We start from the raw sequence: 17,705 nt of genomic DNA, 5'->3' as shown, positions 1-17,705 counted from the left end.
GGCGCGGGGTGAGAATGACGCCATGCTCAAGTGGGAGTACGCCCTGCTGGTCCGCCGCCGCCAGGCTGCGACAAACGACCTCGGCTGGGAGGTCGTCTTCGTCTGGTACGGGCCGGACGGCTCGATGGTCGACGTGACGCCGTACGGCGACACCTCGCTGGCCCACCTGAACCGGGCCGGCGACCAGGGGTGGGAGTTGGTCGCGATGAGCGAGGACCCGTCCCTGCCCGGCAACCACGAACTGCACCGCTACCACCTCAAGCGGCCGAAGCCCGCCGACCCGCCGCCTCGCCAGCGGATGCGCGGGGGCCGCCGCACCCTCTCCGGCTGACCCGACCGCGCCGGGCCGCGCACCGGAAGTTGCCAACGAGGCGGGCGAGCGGGGCATACCGGGCGCGATTGCGGGTATCGCGCGGCGGGAGGTGGCCCGAATGGTCGCTTTGGCACAGACTCCGCCCTCGGCCGACCGGCTGCGGGCGATCGACGATTTCCTCGCTCAGGCGTGGGCGGACCAGGTCCGCCACGATGATCGGTTGCGGGAGCTGGCGGTCGAGGTGCGGTTCGACCGGGGGGTGGCCCATCTGAGCGGCGACGTGGCCGATCCCACCCAGCTACGGCTGGTGCGGGACCTGGTGGGGCGGCTGGCCGGTGTCTACGGCGTCTGGTGCCGGGTCGGCATCGGCGGGCGGGCGCCGGTGGTGGTGGACCTCGGTTGTGGGCCGACCAAGCAGTGGTCGAGCAACCTGGGGCTGGACATCTACCCGGCACCCGGCGTGAATGCCGTGGCGGACCTGTCCGGCTCGCTACCGCTCGCCGACAACTCGGTGGACGTCCTCTTCGCGGTGCACATCCTGGAGCACCTGATCGACTTCCTGCCGCTGGTCGACGAGTGTCATCGGGTGCTCCGCCCCGGTGGGGTGCTGCACGTGATGAGCCCCTGGTGGGGGCATGTGAACGCGGTGGCCGACCCGACCCACGTCCGGCTGATGGACGTGCAGACGTTCAAGGGGATCTGCCAACTGCGGCCACCGGGCACGCCGCGCTGGTACCCACTGCACGCGGGCTGCGACGGCGCCTCGATCTTCGCCGACCTGACGCCCCTTCCCCCGGACGCCGACGCGGCACCGCAGTCCCACCTGGCCCGCTTCTTCGACTAGCGGGTCCGGGTGGACTCGCGGAGTTCCAGGCGGTAGGGGGCGCGGAGTTCCCGGGCGGGGACGGTGGGATCACCCTCCAGGCGGTTGGCGAGGAGTTCGACGGCCAGGCGGGCGACCTGTTCCTTGTCCGGGGCGACGGTGCTCAGGGTCGGGGTGGCGAACCTGCCGTCCTCGATGTCGTCGAAGCCGGCCACCGCCATGTCCTCGGGCACCCGCAGGCCGGCCTCGTGCAGCGCCCGCAGGGCACCGAGGGCCAGCGTGTCGTTGAAGCAGAAGACGGCGTCGGGGCGTACCCCGCAGGTGAGCAGGCCCCGCATCGCGGCCGCGCCGTCGGCGCGGTGCCAGGCCGGCGCGGACGCCACCAGGTCCTGGTCGTGGTCGAGGCCGGCGGCGCGCAGCGCGTCGCGGTAGCCGGCCAGGCGCAGCCGGGCGCTGGCACCCTCGTCGGTGCGCTGCGCGCCGATGGCAGCGATCCGGCGGTGACCCAACTGGATCAGGTGGCTGGTGATCTCCCGGGCCGCTGCCACGTTGTCGATCACCACGCGATCCGCCGGGCAGTGTTCGATCCGCTCGCCGAGCAGCACCATCGGAGTGCCGTCCAGACCGGCCAGGTCCGCGGCGGTGAGCGCCAACGGACTGAGGATGAGCCCGTCGATCAGGTGGTCGGTGATACCGGAGGCAAGCACCCGTTCCTGGTCACGCCGGCCGCCGGTCTGGTCGATGAGCACCGTCCAGGCGTGCTCGGCGGCGGCGCTGACCACGTGACGGGCCAGCTCGGCGAAGTACGGGATGTCCAGTTCCGGAACGGCCAGCGCGATCACGCCGGTGCGTCCCTTGCGGAGGTGACGGGCGGAGAGGTTGGGCCGGTAGTTGAGTTCGACGATCGCCTCCTCGACCCGGGCACGGGTGTCCGGTCGTACGTGCACGTGGCCGTTCACGACGTTGGAGACGGTCTTGACGGAGACGCCGGCCCGTTCGGCCACGTCCTTGAGTCTGTGTCGCACGCCGCAACCTCCCCGAGGTGACGGGCGCACCATACCGTCAGCGACCCTCCTGCACGGCGGGCTCGTGCTGGGCCAGCCGGTTGCGGCGGCGGCCGTAGCCGAAGTAGATCAACGCGCCGAGCAGCATCCAGGCCAGGAACCGCAGCCAGGTCTCCACCGACAGGTTGAGCATCAGGTAGAAGCAGGCCAACGCCGAGACGATCGGCAGCACCGGTGAGAACGGCACCCGGAACGGCCGCTCCAGGTCGGGCCGCTTGCGGCGCAGGATCGGCACCGCCACCGACACGAGGACGAACGCGCAGAGCGCGCCGATGCTGACCAGGTCGGCCAGCGCGGACAGTGGCAGGAAGCCGGCCAGCAGCGCGACCGCCACGGTCATGATCGCCGAGATCCGGTACGGGGTGCCCCAGCGCGGGTGCACCTTCGCGATCGAGGGCGGGATCAACCCGTCCCGGGCGATGGCGAAGCCGATCCGGCCCATCGCCACCAGGTCGACCAGGATGACGCTGGTCAGGCCCGCGACCGCGGCGATGGAGACCAACACTGCCGCCCAGCCCGCGCCGACCGACTCGAAGGCCGACGCGATCGGGGCGCCCCGGTCGATCTCGGTGTACGGCACCATCCCGACCACCACCAGCGAGACGCCGATGTAGAGCACCGTGGAGATCAGCAGCGTGCCGAGCAGACCCAGGGTGAGGTCCCGCTTGGGCTTCCTCGTCTCCTCGCCCAGGTTGGCCACGGCCTCGAAGCCGGTGTACGCGAAGAAGACCACGGCGGCGGCGCTGAGCACCCCGACGAAGCCGAAGACCGACGGCTCCAGCCCGAAGAGCGCCTGCGTGACCGGCTGCTTGATGCCGTCGTCGCCGCTCCCGGCGGGCTCGGCCGGCGGGATGAACGGGGTGAGGTTGGCGGCCTTGACGAAGAACAGCCCGGCTACCACCACGAAGACGCAGATGGCCACCTTGACCAGCACCAGCAGGTTGGTGATCCGGGCGGATTCGCGGATGCCGACGATCGCCACGATGCCGAGGATCAGCACGATCGCGATGGCGCCCACGTTGACGGTGCTGCCCTCCTCGCCGAACCATCGGGTCGGCAGGTCGAGCAGTTCGGCGAGGTAGCCGGACCAGCCTCGGGCCACCACGGCGGCGCCGAGCGCGAACTCCAGCAGCAGGTCCCAGCCGATGATCCAGGCGACGATCTCGCCCATCGTGGCGTACGCGTAGGTGTAGGCGCTGCCGGCGGTCGGCACGCTGGAGGCCAACTCGGCGTAGCAGAGGGCGGCGAGCAGGGCCACCACGCCGGCGATGGCGAAGGAGATCACCACACCCGGCCCGGCGCTGTCCCGGGCCTCGATCCCGGTGAGTGTGAAGATGCCGGTGCCGATCACGATGCCGATGCCGAAGCCGGTGAGGTCGATCGCGCCGAGCCGTCGCTTCAGCCCCAGCTGGCCGTCGCTGCCGTCCGCCTCACCTTGGGCTATCACGTCCTTGATTGGTTTTGTGCGCAGCACGGACACCCGGTCACCCCTCCCACCGTGCGACCACCCCCGTGGCGGCCGGTGACCGCCGTTGCTACCCACCGGCGCGATTGGTCAACCGCGAACTCTTGCGGCGACGGCCAGACTGTGAAAATTTCCTACCAGCAACGCGGACATCGACGGCGAATCTTGCCGCGCACCGCGCGAAACATCCGGGAGCCCCAACGAAGGGACACACCGCATGAAAGCCACCCGACTCGGAGTCACCGGGCTGATCGCAGCCCTGCTCGGCACGTTCGTCACCGCCACCCCCGCGAGCGCCGCACCCAGCGCGGCCGACACCACTGGCACCGCCACCTGCGCCACCGACCCGGCCACCCCGAAACGGCAGTTCCGGGCCATGTGGATCTCCTCGGTGGTCAACATCGACTGGCCCAGCAAGGCGTCCCAGACCAACCCGGACCGGATCGCGGCCCAACAGGCCGAATACCGCGAGCTGCTCGACCTGGCCGGGCGACTGCACCACAACGCCGTCGTGGTGCAGGTCCGGCCCACCGCCGACGCGCTCTGGCCCTCGCCGTACGAGCCCTGGTCGGAATACCTGACCGGGGTACGCGGCCAGGACCCGGGCTGGGACCCACTGGCGTTCCTGGTCGACGAGTCGCACAAGCGGAACCTGGAGTTCCACGCCTGGTTCAACCCGTACCGCGTCTCCATGCCGGCCCCCGGCGGCGCCGGCGCGGACCTGACCCAGCTCGCCCCCGGCCACCCGGCCCAGCAGCACCCCGACTGGACCTTCGCCTACCCACCGGCCGGCGTGGCCGGCAGCCGGCTCTACTACAACCCCGGAATTCCCGAGGTCCGCGAGTTCGTCCAGACCGCCATGATGGACGCCGTCAAGCGGTACGACATCGACGGCGTCCACTTCGACGACTACTTCTACCCCTACCCCAGCGGCACCTACCAGGTGCCGGACGACGCGACCTTCGCCGCCCACAACCGGGGCTTCACCGACCGGGCCGACTGGCGGCGGGACAACATCAACCTGCTGATCCAGGAGATGAACGGCAAGATCAAGGCGGCGAAGCCGTGGGTGAAGTTCGGCGTCAGCCCGTTCGGCATCTGGCGCAACAAGACCGCCGACCCGCTGGGTTCGGACACCACCGGCAGCCAGTCGTACGACATCATCTCCGCCGACACCCGCAAGTGGATCAAGCAGGAGTGGATCGACTACGTGGTGCCGCAGCTCTACTGGTACATCGGTCAGTACCCGGCCGCCGACTACGCGCGCCTGGTGCCGTGGTGGGCCGAGACGGTGCGCGGCACCCGCGTGCAGCTCTACATCGGCCAGGCCGACTACAAGAGCGGCGACCCGGCGTACGGGCCGTACTGGCAGAACCCGCGCGAGCTGTCCGACCACCTGACGCTCAACCGGTCGCATCCGGAGGTGCAGGGCAACGTGCACTTCTCCGCGGTGCAGGTGCGCGCCAACCGCCTCGGCGCCACCGACATCTACGCGGGCGCGCACTACTCCCGCCCGGCCCTGGTGCCGGCCATGCCCCACCTGCCGGCCCGGCCGCTGCTCTTCCCGGTGGTCAGCAAGGCGATCCGGCAGGCCGACGGGGTCCGGCTCACCTGGCGGCAGCCCGCCGACGGCGTCGGTCCGCTCGGCACCGCCACCTCGTACGCGATCTATCGGTTCGACGGCACCACGCTGCCCGGTCGGTGCGCCACTGCCGACGCCGCGCACCTGGTCGGCACCGTCCGGGCCGCGCCCGGCAACGACCAGTCCTGGGTGGACACCTCGGCCGAGCCTGGTCGGCGCTACACCTACCGACTGACCGCACTGGACCGGTCGGCGAACGAGAGCCCCGCCAGCCCGCCGGCATTCGTCTGTTTCAACGCATGTCACCAATAGTTGGCGATACGCATACCGCCTAGTTGATCAGCTGATCGACACTCATCGACATCCGGTAACCCGCCGGTAACTTCCGTCCCACCCGCTCACCCCCGCGGAGGTAACCCGTGCCCCGACGTCTCGCCACCCTGATCGCCTCGGGCGCGTTAGCGCTGCTCGCCACCCTCACCATCGCGTCCCCCGCCGCCGCCGTCACCCCCGCCCAACGGCTCTCCGTGCTGTCCAGCTGGACCCAGACCAGCGCGTCCAGCTACAACTCGTGGAACAGCGCCCGGGTCAACCGGGCACCCTGGGCCGAGTACAACTTCAACTGGTCCACCGACTACTGCTCGTCCAGCCCGGACAACCCGCTCGGCTTCACCTTCAACCTGGGCTGCTACCGACACGACTTCGGCTACCGCAACTACAAGGCGGTCGGCCAGTTCTCCGCCAACAAGTCCCGCCTCGACAGCGCCTTCTACGAGGACCTGAAGCGCGTCTGCACCACGTACAACTCGGTCGTCCGGCCGGCCTGCTACAGCCTGGCCTGGACCTACTACCAGGCGGTCAGCATCTTCGGTTCGGTAGCGGCCGTCCAGCAGGCCGACATCGACCGCGCTGCCCGAATGAAGGCCCAAGCCGAAGCCAACGCCAAAACCCACTAACCCCACTAACCCCACCCCACCCCACCCCCGCCCCCACCCCCGCCCACCCGTGTTGATCAAGAGGTTTCGGTCATCGGGAGCGCGTTTCCTGACGCAAATCTCTTGATCAACAAGGGTGGGGGGAGGGGGGCGGGGCGGGGCGGGGCGGGGCGGGGCGGGGTGGGGTGGAGGGCTGGGTGGGTTAGGCGCGTTCGGTTCTTGTGGCTGGGTGGCGGTCGGGGTCGGCGGGACGGCGGGGGGTCGGTTGGGACAGGCCGGTGCTGAAGCGGGTCGAGTCCGCCGCCAGGTCCGGGTGTTCCACGTCGAGTGCCAGCGCCGCAGCCTCGTCCAGCCCCAGCTCCGCACCCTCACCGTACGCGTCGTCGAAGGCCGCGTCGCCAAGCACCGCGCGCAACTCCCCCTGCTGCTCGGCCCAGTAACCGCCGAAGATGCCGGGGGTGGCACGCATGCTCGCCCGGGTTGCCTGCGCGGCCCCGAACAGGCGGGCCGCGGTCAACCGCTCCCCGCCGATCGCACAACGCACCGCGACCGCGTTCAAGGTGTCGCACGCCCGCCCGTGGTAGCCGTGGCCCATCCGGGAGCGCAGCGCCACCAGCAGGTGCTCGTGTGCGGCGATCACGTCGCCGCGGGCCAGCGCGACCATGCCGAGCAGCATGTCCACCGAACGCCGGCCCCGCTCCACGGGCCGGGCCGCCTCCACCGGACGCACCGCGCCCAACAGCTCCGCAGCCTCCTCCAGGGCGCCCCGCCGCCAGAGCAGCTCGGCCAGGCTGAAGACAGCGAACAGCGCCTCGCCGACCACGTCCTGCCCGTGCGCCCAGTCGATGACCTCCCGGCACACCCGCTCGGCCTCGACGAACTGCCCCATGTCGACAAGCGGCGCGGCCCTGCCGGCGAGCACCCGGGCCAGCAACCCGGCGTCGCCGGCCTGCCGGGCCGCTGCCTCCGCCCGCTGGGAGTAGCGCAGCTCCTCGGCGAACTCGCCGTCGGCGCTGGCATGCAGCGAATGCATGTGGTACGCCGCCGCCAGCTCCGCCTCCGGAATCCGCTCCCCCGTCTCCGCGATCCGCCCGTACAGCCGGAACAGCCACAGCCGCCCCTCGCGGGCCAGGCCCCGCTCCAGCCACCACTGGTCCAGCCCACCCGCCAGACCGAGGCCGGCACGGGCGCTGCCTCCGGTGGCGCACCACCGCAGCGCGGCGCGCAGCTCCCCGGCCAGTGGATCGAGGGCATACAACGACAGCGTCACCGGCCGGCCGTCCTGGCCCAGGTGGGCCCGGTCCAACGCGTGCGCCGACCAGGCCACGTGCCGGTCCCGAGCGGCCTGCTCCTCGCCCGCCTCGCCCAACCGCCGCGCCGCGTACGCCCGGATGGGGTCGAGCATCCGGTAGGTGCTGCCGGCGGCGCGCGGCTCGGCCAACACCATCGACTTGTCCACCAGGACCGAGAGCGGGTCCAGCGGATCGTCACCCAGCAGCCACTCCACAGTCGCCAGATCCACCGGGCCGGCGAAGACCGCCAGCCACCGCAGCAGGCGGGCGGCCCGGGGCCCCAACGTCCGGTAGGACCAGGTGACGGTGGCCTGCATGGTCAAATGCCGCTCGGTGGCCGAGCGCTGCACCGCCCGACTCGCCGGGGTGGGCGGCGACGCCCCGGCCGCCGCGGCGACCAGGTCCACGGTGTCCTGCTGATTGCCGGACCAGCCCCGCTCCACCGGCGGCGGATCCGGGTCCTCCCGGCCGGCGTCCAGGGTGCCGAGGACATCGTCGAGCCGCTCGGCGAGCTGACCGACGGAGAGCACCCGCAGCCGGGCGGCGGCCAACTCGATGGCGAGCGGCAGACCGTCCAACCGTTGCACGACCCGACGCAGGTCGGCGGACTCGGCCGGGTCCGGCTGCCGACCACCACGCGCTGCCGCCGTACGGTCCAGCAGCAGCGCCACCGCGTCGCTCTCCGCACCGTCCGCGCGCGGGTCGACCGAGAGCGGCGGAATCCGCCACACCACCTCGCCGGGCAGGCTGAACGACTCGCGACTGGTGGCCAGCACCCGCACGCCGCTCCCGCCGGACAGCAGACGCGCGATCACCTCGGCGCAGGCGGCCGGCTGGGTGTCGCAGGTGTCCAGGACGACAAACATCCGGCGGCCGGCCGCGTACTCGACGAGGGTGTCCAGCATCGGCCGACCGGGCTCGGGACGCAGGCCGAGCACGGCGGCGATGGCGAACGCCACCAGCCCCGGGTCGGTCACCGAGGCGATGTCGACGAACCAGACCCCGTCCGGGTACGCCTCGACAACTCCGCTGGCCAACTCCACCGCGAGCCGGGTCTTGCCCGCGCCGCCGGCGCCCAGCACGGTGACCAGGCGGTGCTGACGCACCAGCAGGCCCAGCTCGATGCGCTCAGCCTGCCGGCCGACGAACGAGGTCACCTGGGTGGGCAGGTTGTGCGCCACCGCGTCGGCGGTGCGGGGTCGGGGGAACTGCCGCTCCAGACCCGGGGCGACCAGTTGGAACAGTCGTTCCCGGTCGTCGAAGCCGCGCAGTCGGTGCAGGCCCAGGTCGAGCAGGGTCGCACCAGGCGGCATCGGCTCCGCCCGACGTGCGGTGGACGCCGTGCAGAGCACCTGCCCGCCGTGGGCGGCGGCCGCCACCCGGGCGGCCCGGTGCACCTCGGGGCTGGCGTACTCGCCGTCGCGTGGCTCGGCATAGCCGGTGTGCAGGCCCATCCGCACCCGGGGCGCGGCTTCGGAGGTGGGCCAGTCGTGGCTGGACAGTGCCCGTTGGGCGGTCAGGCACGCGGTCATCGCCGCTGTCGCTTCCTCGAAGGCCAGGAAGAACGAGTCGCCCTCGGTCAACAGTTCCGCGCCACCCGTGCTGGCCAGCGTGCGGCGCAGCAGCCGTCGATGCTCGGCGAGCACCGGGCGGTAGTCGGGGCCGAGCAGTTGAGCCAGCCGGGTCGAGCCCTCAATATCGGTGAATACGAAGGTCACCCAACCGCTCGGGAGCTGGATCCGTGGCGACATGCGAGGAACCTCCGCCCGTGACGTCGGGTTCATGCTGCCTGAGTCCGAACGATCACACATCGTGAGAACGGCCGGGCAAGTGCCGCCTCAACGTGCCACTCGGACCCGCTCCCGGCAAGGCCGGCCCACCAGGCGGCGGCGGATTGGCCCGATCAGCAGCCGCAGGCGCCGCCGCAGCAGCCACCACCAGCGGCGGGTGCCGGGGCACCACCGGCACCGCCACTGCGACCGGTGACGGCGACCGCGGAGAGAAGCTTGACCGTGTCGGCGTGTCCCTGAGGGCAGCTGGCCGGCTCACCGGCCGCCGCCATCGAACGGTTGACCTCGAAGGTGTCGCCGCAGGCGCGGCAGCGGAACTCGTACCGGGGCATGCCACCCAGGGTACGTGGATCTGGCGGATCGCGGAGGATGGGTGATACTCGACAGGTGGTGGACGGCGAGGACGACAAGCGTGTGCAACCGTTACGACCGGCCGCGCCGTTGGACGGGCCGCTCGAAGGCTCCGGGGCCGCGCCCGACCCGGTGCGCAAGGTGCCCCGCCCCCGCCGCCCCTGGCTGAGCGGGCGCTCCACTGGCGCGCCGGCCACCACGCCAGCGGCCACCGCGCCGGCTCCGCCAGCGGCGAAGCCCACCGCGCCCGACTCCGCCGGGTCCGAACCGGACGCGAGCGCCACCGGCACGAACATCCCGGCCGGATCCGTCCCGACCGCCGGCCCAGCGACCGCCCCTCAGACCGAGGCCCCCAAGGTCGACGACGCGAAAGCCGAGGAACCGAAGGCGGACGGCAGCGCCAGTGGCCCGGCCGCGTCGAAGACGGCCGGCGCGTCGAGCGCCGACAAGCCCGCTGACGACGCGAAGACCGGTGCCGCGGATCCGGCCAAGACCACTGTGGATGAGATCCCGGTCGTGCCGGCGTCCGACCCGGCCCGTCGGCGGCGGGTGCAGTTCGCCCACGCGGTACGTCTGCCGCCCCGCCGGGCAGCAGCCGCCGCGGCCCAGGCGACCCGTGCCTGGGCACGCCGGCCGAGTGGTCGGCTGACCCTGCCCGGCGTCTTCCTGCTGGCGCTGGTGGCCGCGACCGCCGCGGCGGGAGCGCTGCTCGTACCGGCCGCGATCCGCTCACCGCGCCCGGTAGCTGTCGACGCCTCGGCCACGCCGAGCGGGGTCGCCGCGCCTGGGATGCCGTCCGGCCTGCCGACCAGCCCGCTGCCCACCGGTCCGCTGCCGACCCTTCCGCTGCCCACCGGCGGGTTGCCCGGCAACGGGCTGCCGACCGGGTCGGTGATCGGTGGCCGCCCGTCGGACGCCCTGGCCGGCTGGGCGCAGCAGGTAGGTGCCAAGGTCGGCGTGCCGGCGGTCGCCATGCAGGCGTACGGCTACGCCGAGCTGGTGCTCGCCCAGACCAACCGCAGCTGTGCGCTGAGCTGGACCACGCTGGCCGCGATCGGGCAGGTCGAATCGGGACACGGCTCGGCCAACGGCGCGCGGCTGGGGCAGGACGGCAAGGCGGTGCCCAACATCATCGGGCTGGCGCTGGACGGGAAGGAGGGTCGGATGCGGATCATCGACACCGACCGTGGGGCGCTCGACGGGGACGCGACCCTCGACCGCGCCATCGGGCCGATGCAGTTCATCCCGACCACCTGGCAGGAGATCGGCGCGGACGCGGACAACGACGGCCGCAAGGACCCGCACGACCTGGACGACGCCGCCCTGGCAGCGGGAAACTACCTCTGCAAGGGCGGCCGAAACCTGAGCATTGCGGGCGACTGGTGGAACGCGATCCTCTCCTACAACGACGTACGGCGGTACGCCCAGGACGTCTACGACACCGCGAACCGGTACGGACGGGCCAGTCGGTCGTGAAGTGATCGTCTCGATACGTTGGAGAACTGGACACTTCCCCCGGGCCTCTGTTAGCGGCAAGCTAGACGGGTGATGGTGCGCGAGTGGGACCCCAGGACCGCGTCGTCCGCCGAGATCGCGTCGCTGTTGGCCACGCTGAACGCGGTCCTGGCGGCCGATCTGCCGCAGGATCCGCCCTGGCGGGTGGCTTCGTTGCGGGAATACCTCGCCGAGGTGATGCCCGGCGAGCGGCGGATCTCCTGGATCGCCCAGGCCGAGCCGACCGCTCCGGGCGACACGGGCGCGGTGCTCGGCCAGGTGCACGTACTCCTTCTGGGTGACATCGGTGTGCTCGAGGTGCTGGTGCACCCGTCCGCGCGGCGCACCGGCCTCGGTCGTGACCTGGTGCTGCGCGCCGCGCGCCGGGTCTACCAGGAGGGCTTCCGGTCGATCGGGGTCGAGGTTGTCGGCGACACGCCGGCGGTCGGGTTCTACGAGTCGCTCGGCTTCAACCGGGAGTACGTGGAGACGCGCAGCGTGCTCGATCTGACCTCGGTGGACTGGGCCGAGTTGGCCGAGATGGCCACCGGCATCGGGACGGGCTACCAGCTGGAGTTCTTCCCGGGCGGGCCGCCGGACGACCTGATCGAGGCGTACGCGCGGGCCAAGGCCGAGGTGCGCGACGTCGACGACGGTGAGCTGCGCCCCAGCTCCTACGACCCGGAGCGGCTGCGGGACAGCCTCGACACGCTGCACCGGCGGGGCATGAAGCCGTACATCGTGCTCGCCCGTCACGAGCAGAGCGGCGAGGTGGCCGGCCTGACCGAGGTGGTGGTGCCGGCGCAGCACCCGACCCGCGCCGACCAGTACGACACGATCGTCGCGCAGGATCACCGGGGCTACGGCATCGATCGGGCGATCAAGGCCCGGATGCTGCTGGAGTTGCGCTCCGCCGAGCCGGAGTTGATCGAGGTGCAGACCTGGAACGCGCAGGCCAACGAGGCGATGTTGAAGGTCAACGCGGAGCTGGGCTACCGCCCCGACCGGGACTGGTGCGAATACAGCGTCGACGTCGCTGAGCTGGTGCACCGCCTCGATCCGCCACGCTGAGGAATTCACGAAACTGTCCATTAGGGGATGGACGGTGGACAGCCGCGCACCTTAACGTGCGTTGACCCCATCCACCCATCGTGGAGGCCCTATGCGCCCGCGCCGCTCAATCGCCGCGCTCGCGACCGCCACCGCCGCCGTGACCGTCACGGCGCTCGGCGTCGTACCCACCGCGGCCAGCGCCGCGCCCACCGACCTGTTCATCTCGGAGTACGTCGAGGGTTCGTCGAACAACAAGGCGATCGAGCTGTTCAACGGCACGGGCGCCGCCGTCGACCTGGCGGCCGGTGGCTACCAGTTGCAGCTCCACTTCAACGGCGCCACCACGGCCACCACCATCGCCCTGACCGGCAGCGTGGCGGCCGGTGACGCGTTCGTGTTCGCCAGCGCCTCGGCCGGGGCCGCCATCCTCGCCCAGGCCGACCAGACCACCGGGGCGAGCCTCTTCAACGGTGACGACGCGATAGTGCTGCGCCGGGGCAGCACGGTGCTCGACTCGATCGGCCAGGTGGGCGTCGACCCGGGCACCGAGTGGGGCGCCGGCGTCACCAGCACCGCGGACAACACAGTGCGCCGGCTGCCGAGCGTGACGGCCGGTGACACCGACCCGTCGGACGCGTTCGACCCCGCCGCGCAGTGGGCCGGCTTCCCCGTCGACACGTTCGACGGGCTGGGCGCGCACACGGTGGACGGCGGTGGCCCGGTCGACGCACCGGCCGCGCTGACCTGTGGCGGGCCGCTGGTCACCGCCGCCGGCACGGCCGCGAGCCGCGAGGTGAGCGCCACCGACGCCGACGACACGATCGTCGACCTGGCGGTGACCGCGATCAGCCCGAGCCCGACCGCCGGCTCGATCAGCCGTACCGCGTTCACCCCCGCCGGAGGGGTGGGCGGCACCGCCCGCGCCACGGTCGGCGTGAGCGCCGACCTCGCCCCCGGGGCGTACACCGTCACCCTCACCTCTACCGACGCGGACGGTGGCACCGCGAGCTGCGCGCTGGCCGTGCAGGTGACCCGGGAGCTGACCGTCGGCGAGGTGCAGGGTCCGACCACCGACAGCGAGTCCGGTCCGAGCGACCGGTCACCGCTCGCACCGGCGAGCGGCAACGGCACGAGCAGCACCCTGTACGACGTACGCGGCGTGATCACCCAGTTGACCCTGGCCCGTACCTCGGCCGGGGCGGAGCAGCACGGCTTCTTCCTGCAGAGCCGCGTCGGTGACACCGACGGCGACCCGACCAGCTCCGACGGCATCTTCGTGTTCATGGGTACGTTCACCTCGCTGATCGGCGGTTACGTGCCGACGGTCGGCGATGAGGTAGTGCTGCGGGCCCGGGTGTCGGAGTACTACAACTTCACCCAGCTCTCCGGCGCGTCGCTGGTCCGCCGGATCGGCGGTGGGCTGGTAGTGGACACCGCGGTCGCGGTGGCCGACGCGGTGCCGCCGGCCGTGCTGGACGACGCACAGCGCTTCTGGGAGCGGCACGAGGGCTCCCGGATGCGGGTACGCGCGGGCAGCGGCGCGGTGAGCGGCCGGGACGTCTTCTCCTCCACTGCCGACGCGGAGCTGTGGGTGGTCGACCGCGACGACCCACTGCTCGACCGCGCCGACCCGTACTCCCGGCGGGTCTTCCGTGATTCGCACCCGCTGGACAACGACCCGACCCGCCGCTTCGACGACGGAAACGGCCAGCGGACGCTGCTCGGCAGCATGGGAGTGAAGGCCACCGCCGGGGACAGCGCCGCGCTGCTCCCGCCGACGCACACCTTCGACACGCTGCGGGCGGACGCGGTGGGCGGGGTCTACTACTCGTTCGAGAAGTACGGCGTCCAGGTCGAGCGGGCGGAGTTCGCCGCCGGGGCCGACCCGTCGAAGAACAACCCGCCCAAGCCGGCCGACCGGTCGCAGGAGGTGGCAGTGGCCACCTACAACGTGGAGAACCTGTACGACTACCGCGACGACCCGTTCGACGGCTGCGACTTCGCCGGGAACGCCGGCTGCGTGGGCGTCACCCCGCCGTTCGACTACGTCCCGGGCAGCGAGACGGAATACCGCGAGCAGCTGGCCGCGCTCGCCGACCAGATCGTCACCGACCTGCACGCACCGGACCTGATCCTGGTGCAGGAGGCCGAGGACCAGGACATCTGCACGGTCTCCGGGGCGACGCTGAGCTGCGGCGACACCAACAACGCCGATGGCGCTCCGGACAGCATCCAGGAGTTGGCGCTCACTGTCGCGGCGGCCGGTGGGCCCGCGTACGCCGCCGCCTATGACCGGACCGGCGCGGACGCCCGCGGTATCACCGCAGCTTTCCTGTATCGCACGGACCGGGTGTCGCTGGCGGCCGCGACGGCGGCGGACCCGCTGTTGGGGTCGGCACCGACCGTTCAGTACCGGGCTGCGGGGCTGCCGGCCAACGCCGACGTGCAGAACCCGAAGGCCCTCAACGCGGTGTTGCCGGCGGATGTGGACACCTCGACCGGTCGGGACGGGAGCAACGTCTTCACCCGTGCCCCGCAGTTGGGCAAGTTCAGCGTGGCCGCGGCGCCCGGCTCGACCGAGCGGTTCACCCTGTACGCCCTCAGCAACCACTACTCCTCCGGCCCGGACAGCCGGGTCGGGCAGCGGCGGGAGCAGGCGCGTTACGGCGCGGCTATCGTCACCGCGATCGAGGCGGCCGACCGGACCGCCCGGGTGGTCTACGGCGGGGACCTGAACGTCTTCCCCCGCCCGGACGATCCGTTGCCCTTTGGGCACCAAGAGCTCAGCGCCACCGGTGACCAGCCCACGCCGTCGGACCAGCTCGCCCCGCTCTACGAGGCGGGCCTGCACAACCTGTGGGACAACCTCGTCGCTGACGTGCCGGCCTCGGCCTACTCGTACAGTTTCGAGGGGCAGGCGCAGACTCTCGACCACCTGTTCGTCAACGACGCGTTCCACGGCGATTTGGTGCAGGTGCGGGCGGCGCACATCAACGCCGACTGGCCGGCGGAGTTCGCCGGTGACGGGTCGCGGGGTTCCAGTGACCACGACCCGCAGGTGGCCCGGTTCCGATCCCGGGCGTCGTTGACAGTGGCCGACTCGGCCGTGGCCGAGGGCAACCAGGGCACTCGGCAGCTCACCTTCACCGCCACCGTGTCTCGGCCGCTCTCTCAGTCAGTGCTGCTCTGCGCCGCCACCGTCGGTCTCACGGCGCAGACGGGTTCGGACTTCGACCCGTACGCCGGCTGCAAGGTCTTGCCCGCCGGGCAGACGTCGGTGGCGTTCCCGGTGTCGGTGCGCGGTGACCGCAAGCGGGAGGCGGACGAGAAGTTGACGCTGCTGGTGGCCGGCGTGCCCGGCCTGCGGCTGGCCGATCCACTCGCGACCGGAACGATCACCAACGACGACTGATTTTGAATGTGGTCGACGACGGCCCGCCGGACCCACCCGGGGCGGCGGGCCGTCGTCTCTCCTGCCTCACTGGTACCGCCAGAGCTGTGGCGGTGGCGGATCGCCGCGGTGCCTGGCTACCCGCACCTCCCATTGGCTGCGCCGACGCATCGCGTCCCGGACCTCCCGATTGCGGTAGAACGTCTCGGGCGGGCGGGCCAGCCCGTAGATGTCCGCCCACCACTCCCCCGGCTCAGGGTCGAGGATGGTGTCCAGGTGCGACGGGTAGCGGCGCCCCGCGCCGTCGCGCGTGTCTTCCCAGTCCCGCATCGGCCTGAGCACCCGGCCGAACTCGTCGACGACGGCCAGCCGACATCCGACGACCCCGACTATCCGGCGGAGCAGCTCAATGCTCGGCACAGTCCGACCGGCCTCGATGCGGCCGATGGTCGCGTGGTGCACTCCCGCCCACCTGGCCAGCTCACGTTGGCTCAGGTCGGCGTGACGACGGACCGCGCGGACGATGCCGACGACCGGCCATGGGGTGTCGGAGGGCTCGCTGAGTATGACTTTCCGCTGCGCGATGCTGGGGCTCGGACCGTCGGGGATCCAGTTGTCGGCGCTGGGTGCTCCTGCACCTGGGGGTGTCGGTGAGTCGTCCATGCCGCCACCGTCCCGGCTCGCTCCGTTCCTCGCAGTCCCGTTCGGCGGGCCTGTGGACAACGGAAGGACCTGTGGACAACCGTGCGTCCGTCACCGCGGGATAGGTGGCTCTCGCATAGCCGGCAAATCCGTGGGCATTGAGCAGCACGTCTCCACCGCGGACGACCAGGGACGCAACCCCTAACCCTTCCCCTTTGCTCTGCACCCCGATATGCACCGGTTGCGGTCCGTAGCCGTCGCATCGGCGGGTGCAGAGCAAAGGCTGGCATGGAGACGTCGGGCCAGGGATCCGCGAGCCAAGACGGCGTCGAGCCAGGAATCAACCAGCCAAGACGGCGTCGAGCCCAGGAATCAACCAGCCGAAGCGGCGTCTAGGCCAGGAGTCCGCCAGACGCGGCAGGGAGCCCAGCCGTCACGGCCACGTGCGGTGCCCGCTTCACCGCGCACACGTCACGAGGGTCCGCGGTCAGCCGACGGTCGCAGGCGGGGCCGCTCAGTAACGCTGGCGGAGCAGGCCGGCGGCCTCGACGGCCCAGTAGGTGAGGATGACCTGCGCGCCGGCCCGCTTGATCGAGGTGAGCGTCTCCAGCATCACCCGCTCGCGGTCGATCCAGCCGTTCGCGGCAGCCGCCTCGACCATCGCGTACTCCCCGGAGACCTGGTAGGCGGCGACCGGGACGTCCACCGCGGCCCGCACCGCCGACACCACGTCGAGGTAGGGCAGCGCCGGCTTGACCATCACCAGGTCCGCGCCCTCGGCCACGTCCAACGCGACCTCGCGCAGCGACTCACGCAGATTGGCCGGGTCCTGCTGGTAGGTGCGCCGGTCGCCCTCCAGCGCCGACTCCACCGCCTCCCGGAACGGGCCGTAGAAGGCGGAGGCGTACTTCACCGCGTACGCCAGCACGGAGACGTCCTGGTAGCCGGCGGCGTCGAGGGCCCGGCGTACCACGCCGACCTGGCCGTCCATCATCCCGGACGGCCCGACCATGCCGACCCCGGCGGCGGCCTGGGCCACCGCCATCTCGGCGTACGCGGCCAGGGTCGAGTCGTTGTCGACCTCACCGTCGGGGGTGAGCAGCCCACAGTGCCCGTGCGAGGTGAACTCGTCGAGGCACAGGTCGCTCATCACCACGGTGGCGTCGCCCACCTCGGCCACCACGTCACGGATGGCGACGTTGAGGATGCCGTTCGGGTCGATGCCACCGGAGCCGGTGGGGTCCCGCTTCTCCGGCACGCCGAAGAGCATGATCCCACCGACACCGGCCTGGACCGCCTCGGCCGCCGCCTTGCGCAGCGAGTCCCGGGAGTGCTGGAGCACCCCCGGGAGCGACCCGATGGCGCGGGGCTCGGTCAGCCCCTCCTTGACGAACATCGGCACGACCAGTTCGGCCGGGTCGACCCGGGTCTCTGACACCAGCCGGCGGACCGCCGGGTTGCGGCGCAGCCGGCGGGGCCGGCGGGGCCGGATCTCGGGGTACGACATGGC

Annotated in this window: 13 protein-coding genes; 7 read left to right on the top strand and 6 right to left on the bottom strand. The window is 71.7% G+C overall.

Annotation, left to right across the window (positions count from 1 at the left end):
* The first annotated feature begins 22 nt into the window (after positions 1-22).
* Positions 23-331: a hypothetical protein gene (locus PSH03_RS11330; protein ID WP_124822832.1), complete on the top strand. Its 309-nt coding sequence runs from the start codon at positions 23-25 to the stop codon at positions 329-331.
* A 100-nt stretch (positions 332-431) separates the two neighbouring features.
* Positions 432-1,157, top strand: a complete 726-nt coding sequence (locus PSH03_RS11325; protein ID WP_238689082.1) for a methyltransferase domain-containing protein — start codon at positions 432-434, stop codon at positions 1,155-1,157.
* On the opposite strand, the gene PSH03_RS11320 is transcribed toward PSH03_RS11325, so the two are convergent.
* Both PSH03_RS11320 and PSH03_RS11315 read right to left on the bottom strand, forming a co-directional pair.
* A complete protein-coding gene (locus tag PSH03_RS11320) occupies positions 1,154-2,161 on the bottom strand; it encodes a LacI family DNA-binding transcriptional regulator (RefSeq protein WP_238689081.1) in 1,008 nt (335 codons plus the stop codon). The two genes, PSH03_RS11325 and PSH03_RS11320, sit on opposite strands and share 4 nt — an antisense overlap.
* A gap of 37 nt (positions 2,162-2,198) precedes the next feature.
* Entirely contained in the window at positions 2,199-3,647 is a 1,449-nt protein-coding gene (locus PSH03_RS11315; RefSeq protein WP_238689080.1) for an amino acid permease, read from the bottom strand.
* 235 nt (positions 3,648-3,882) lie between these two features.
* On the opposite strand from PSH03_RS11315, the gene PSH03_RS11310 reads away from it, so the two are divergent.
* Positions 3,883-5,559, top strand: coding sequence for a glycoside hydrolase family 10-like protein (locus PSH03_RS11310; protein WP_238689079.1), 1,677 nt, complete (start codon positions 3,883-3,885; stop codon positions 5,557-5,559).
* Positions 5,560-5,666: 107 nt separating this feature from the next.
* Positions 5,667-6,203, top strand: a complete 537-nt coding sequence (locus PSH03_RS11305; RefSeq protein ID WP_238689078.1) for a phospholipase — start codon at positions 5,667-5,669, stop codon at positions 6,201-6,203.
* 181 nt (positions 6,204-6,384) lie between these two features.
* Here PSH03_RS11305 and PSH03_RS11300 read toward each other — a convergent pair whose 3' ends face one another.
* Positions 6,385-9,225, bottom strand: coding sequence for an ATP-binding protein (locus PSH03_RS11300; protein WP_238689077.1), 2,841 nt, complete (start codon positions 9,223-9,225; stop codon positions 6,385-6,387).
* A gap of 152 nt (positions 9,226-9,377) precedes the next feature.
* Positions 9,378-9,596, bottom strand: coding sequence for an FmdB family zinc ribbon protein (locus tag PSH03_RS11295; RefSeq protein ID WP_210782561.1), 219 nt, complete (start codon positions 9,594-9,596; stop codon positions 9,378-9,380).
* A 37-nt stretch (positions 9,597-9,633) separates the two neighbouring features.
* On the opposite strand from PSH03_RS11295, the gene PSH03_RS11290 reads away from it, so the two are divergent.
* The 3 genes from PSH03_RS11290 to PSH03_RS11280 all read left to right on the top strand — a co-directional run bounded on the left by PSH03_RS11290 (position 9,634) and on the right by PSH03_RS11280 (position 15,574).
* The gene (locus PSH03_RS11290; protein ID WP_238689076.1) at positions 9,634-11,091 is read left to right on the top strand and encodes a lytic transglycosylase domain-containing protein; all 1,458 of its coding nucleotides are present in this window, start codon (positions 9,634-9,636) and stop codon (positions 11,089-11,091) included.
* A gap of 72 nt (positions 11,092-11,163) precedes the next feature.
* Positions 11,164-12,180: a GNAT family N-acetyltransferase gene (locus tag PSH03_RS11285; RefSeq protein ID WP_210782577.1), complete on the top strand. Its 1,017-nt coding sequence runs from the start codon at positions 11,164-11,166 to the stop codon at positions 12,178-12,180.
* A 91-nt stretch (positions 12,181-12,271) separates the two neighbouring features.
* A complete protein-coding gene (locus PSH03_RS11280; RefSeq protein WP_238689075.1) occupies positions 12,272-15,574 on the top strand; it encodes a lamin tail domain-containing protein in 3,303 nt (1,100 codons plus the stop codon).
* 66 nt (positions 15,575-15,640) lie between these two features.
* On the opposite strand, the gene PSH03_RS11275 is transcribed toward PSH03_RS11280, so the two are convergent.
* Together PSH03_RS11275 and hemB are read right to left on the bottom strand one after the other, a co-directional pair.
* Positions 15,641-16,216: a helix-turn-helix transcriptional regulator gene (locus PSH03_RS11275; protein WP_210782556.1), complete on the bottom strand. Its 576-nt coding sequence runs from the start codon at positions 16,214-16,216 to the stop codon at positions 15,641-15,643.
* A gap of 493 nt (positions 16,217-16,709) precedes the next feature.
* Positions 16,710-17,702: a porphobilinogen synthase gene (gene hemB / locus PSH03_RS11270; RefSeq protein ID WP_238689074.1), complete on the bottom strand. Its 993-nt coding sequence runs from the start codon at positions 17,700-17,702 to the stop codon at positions 16,710-16,712.
* Positions 17,703-17,705: the final 3 nt, after the last annotated feature.

Origin of the sequence: Micromonospora salmantinae (assembly GCF_022230905.1) — a bacterium.
Lineage (GTDB): Bacteria > Actinomycetota > Actinomycetes > Mycobacteriales > Micromonosporaceae > Micromonospora > Micromonospora salmantinae.
Note: the sequence above shows the minus strand (reverse complement) of the source record. Positions and strands in the feature narration are given on the sequence as shown.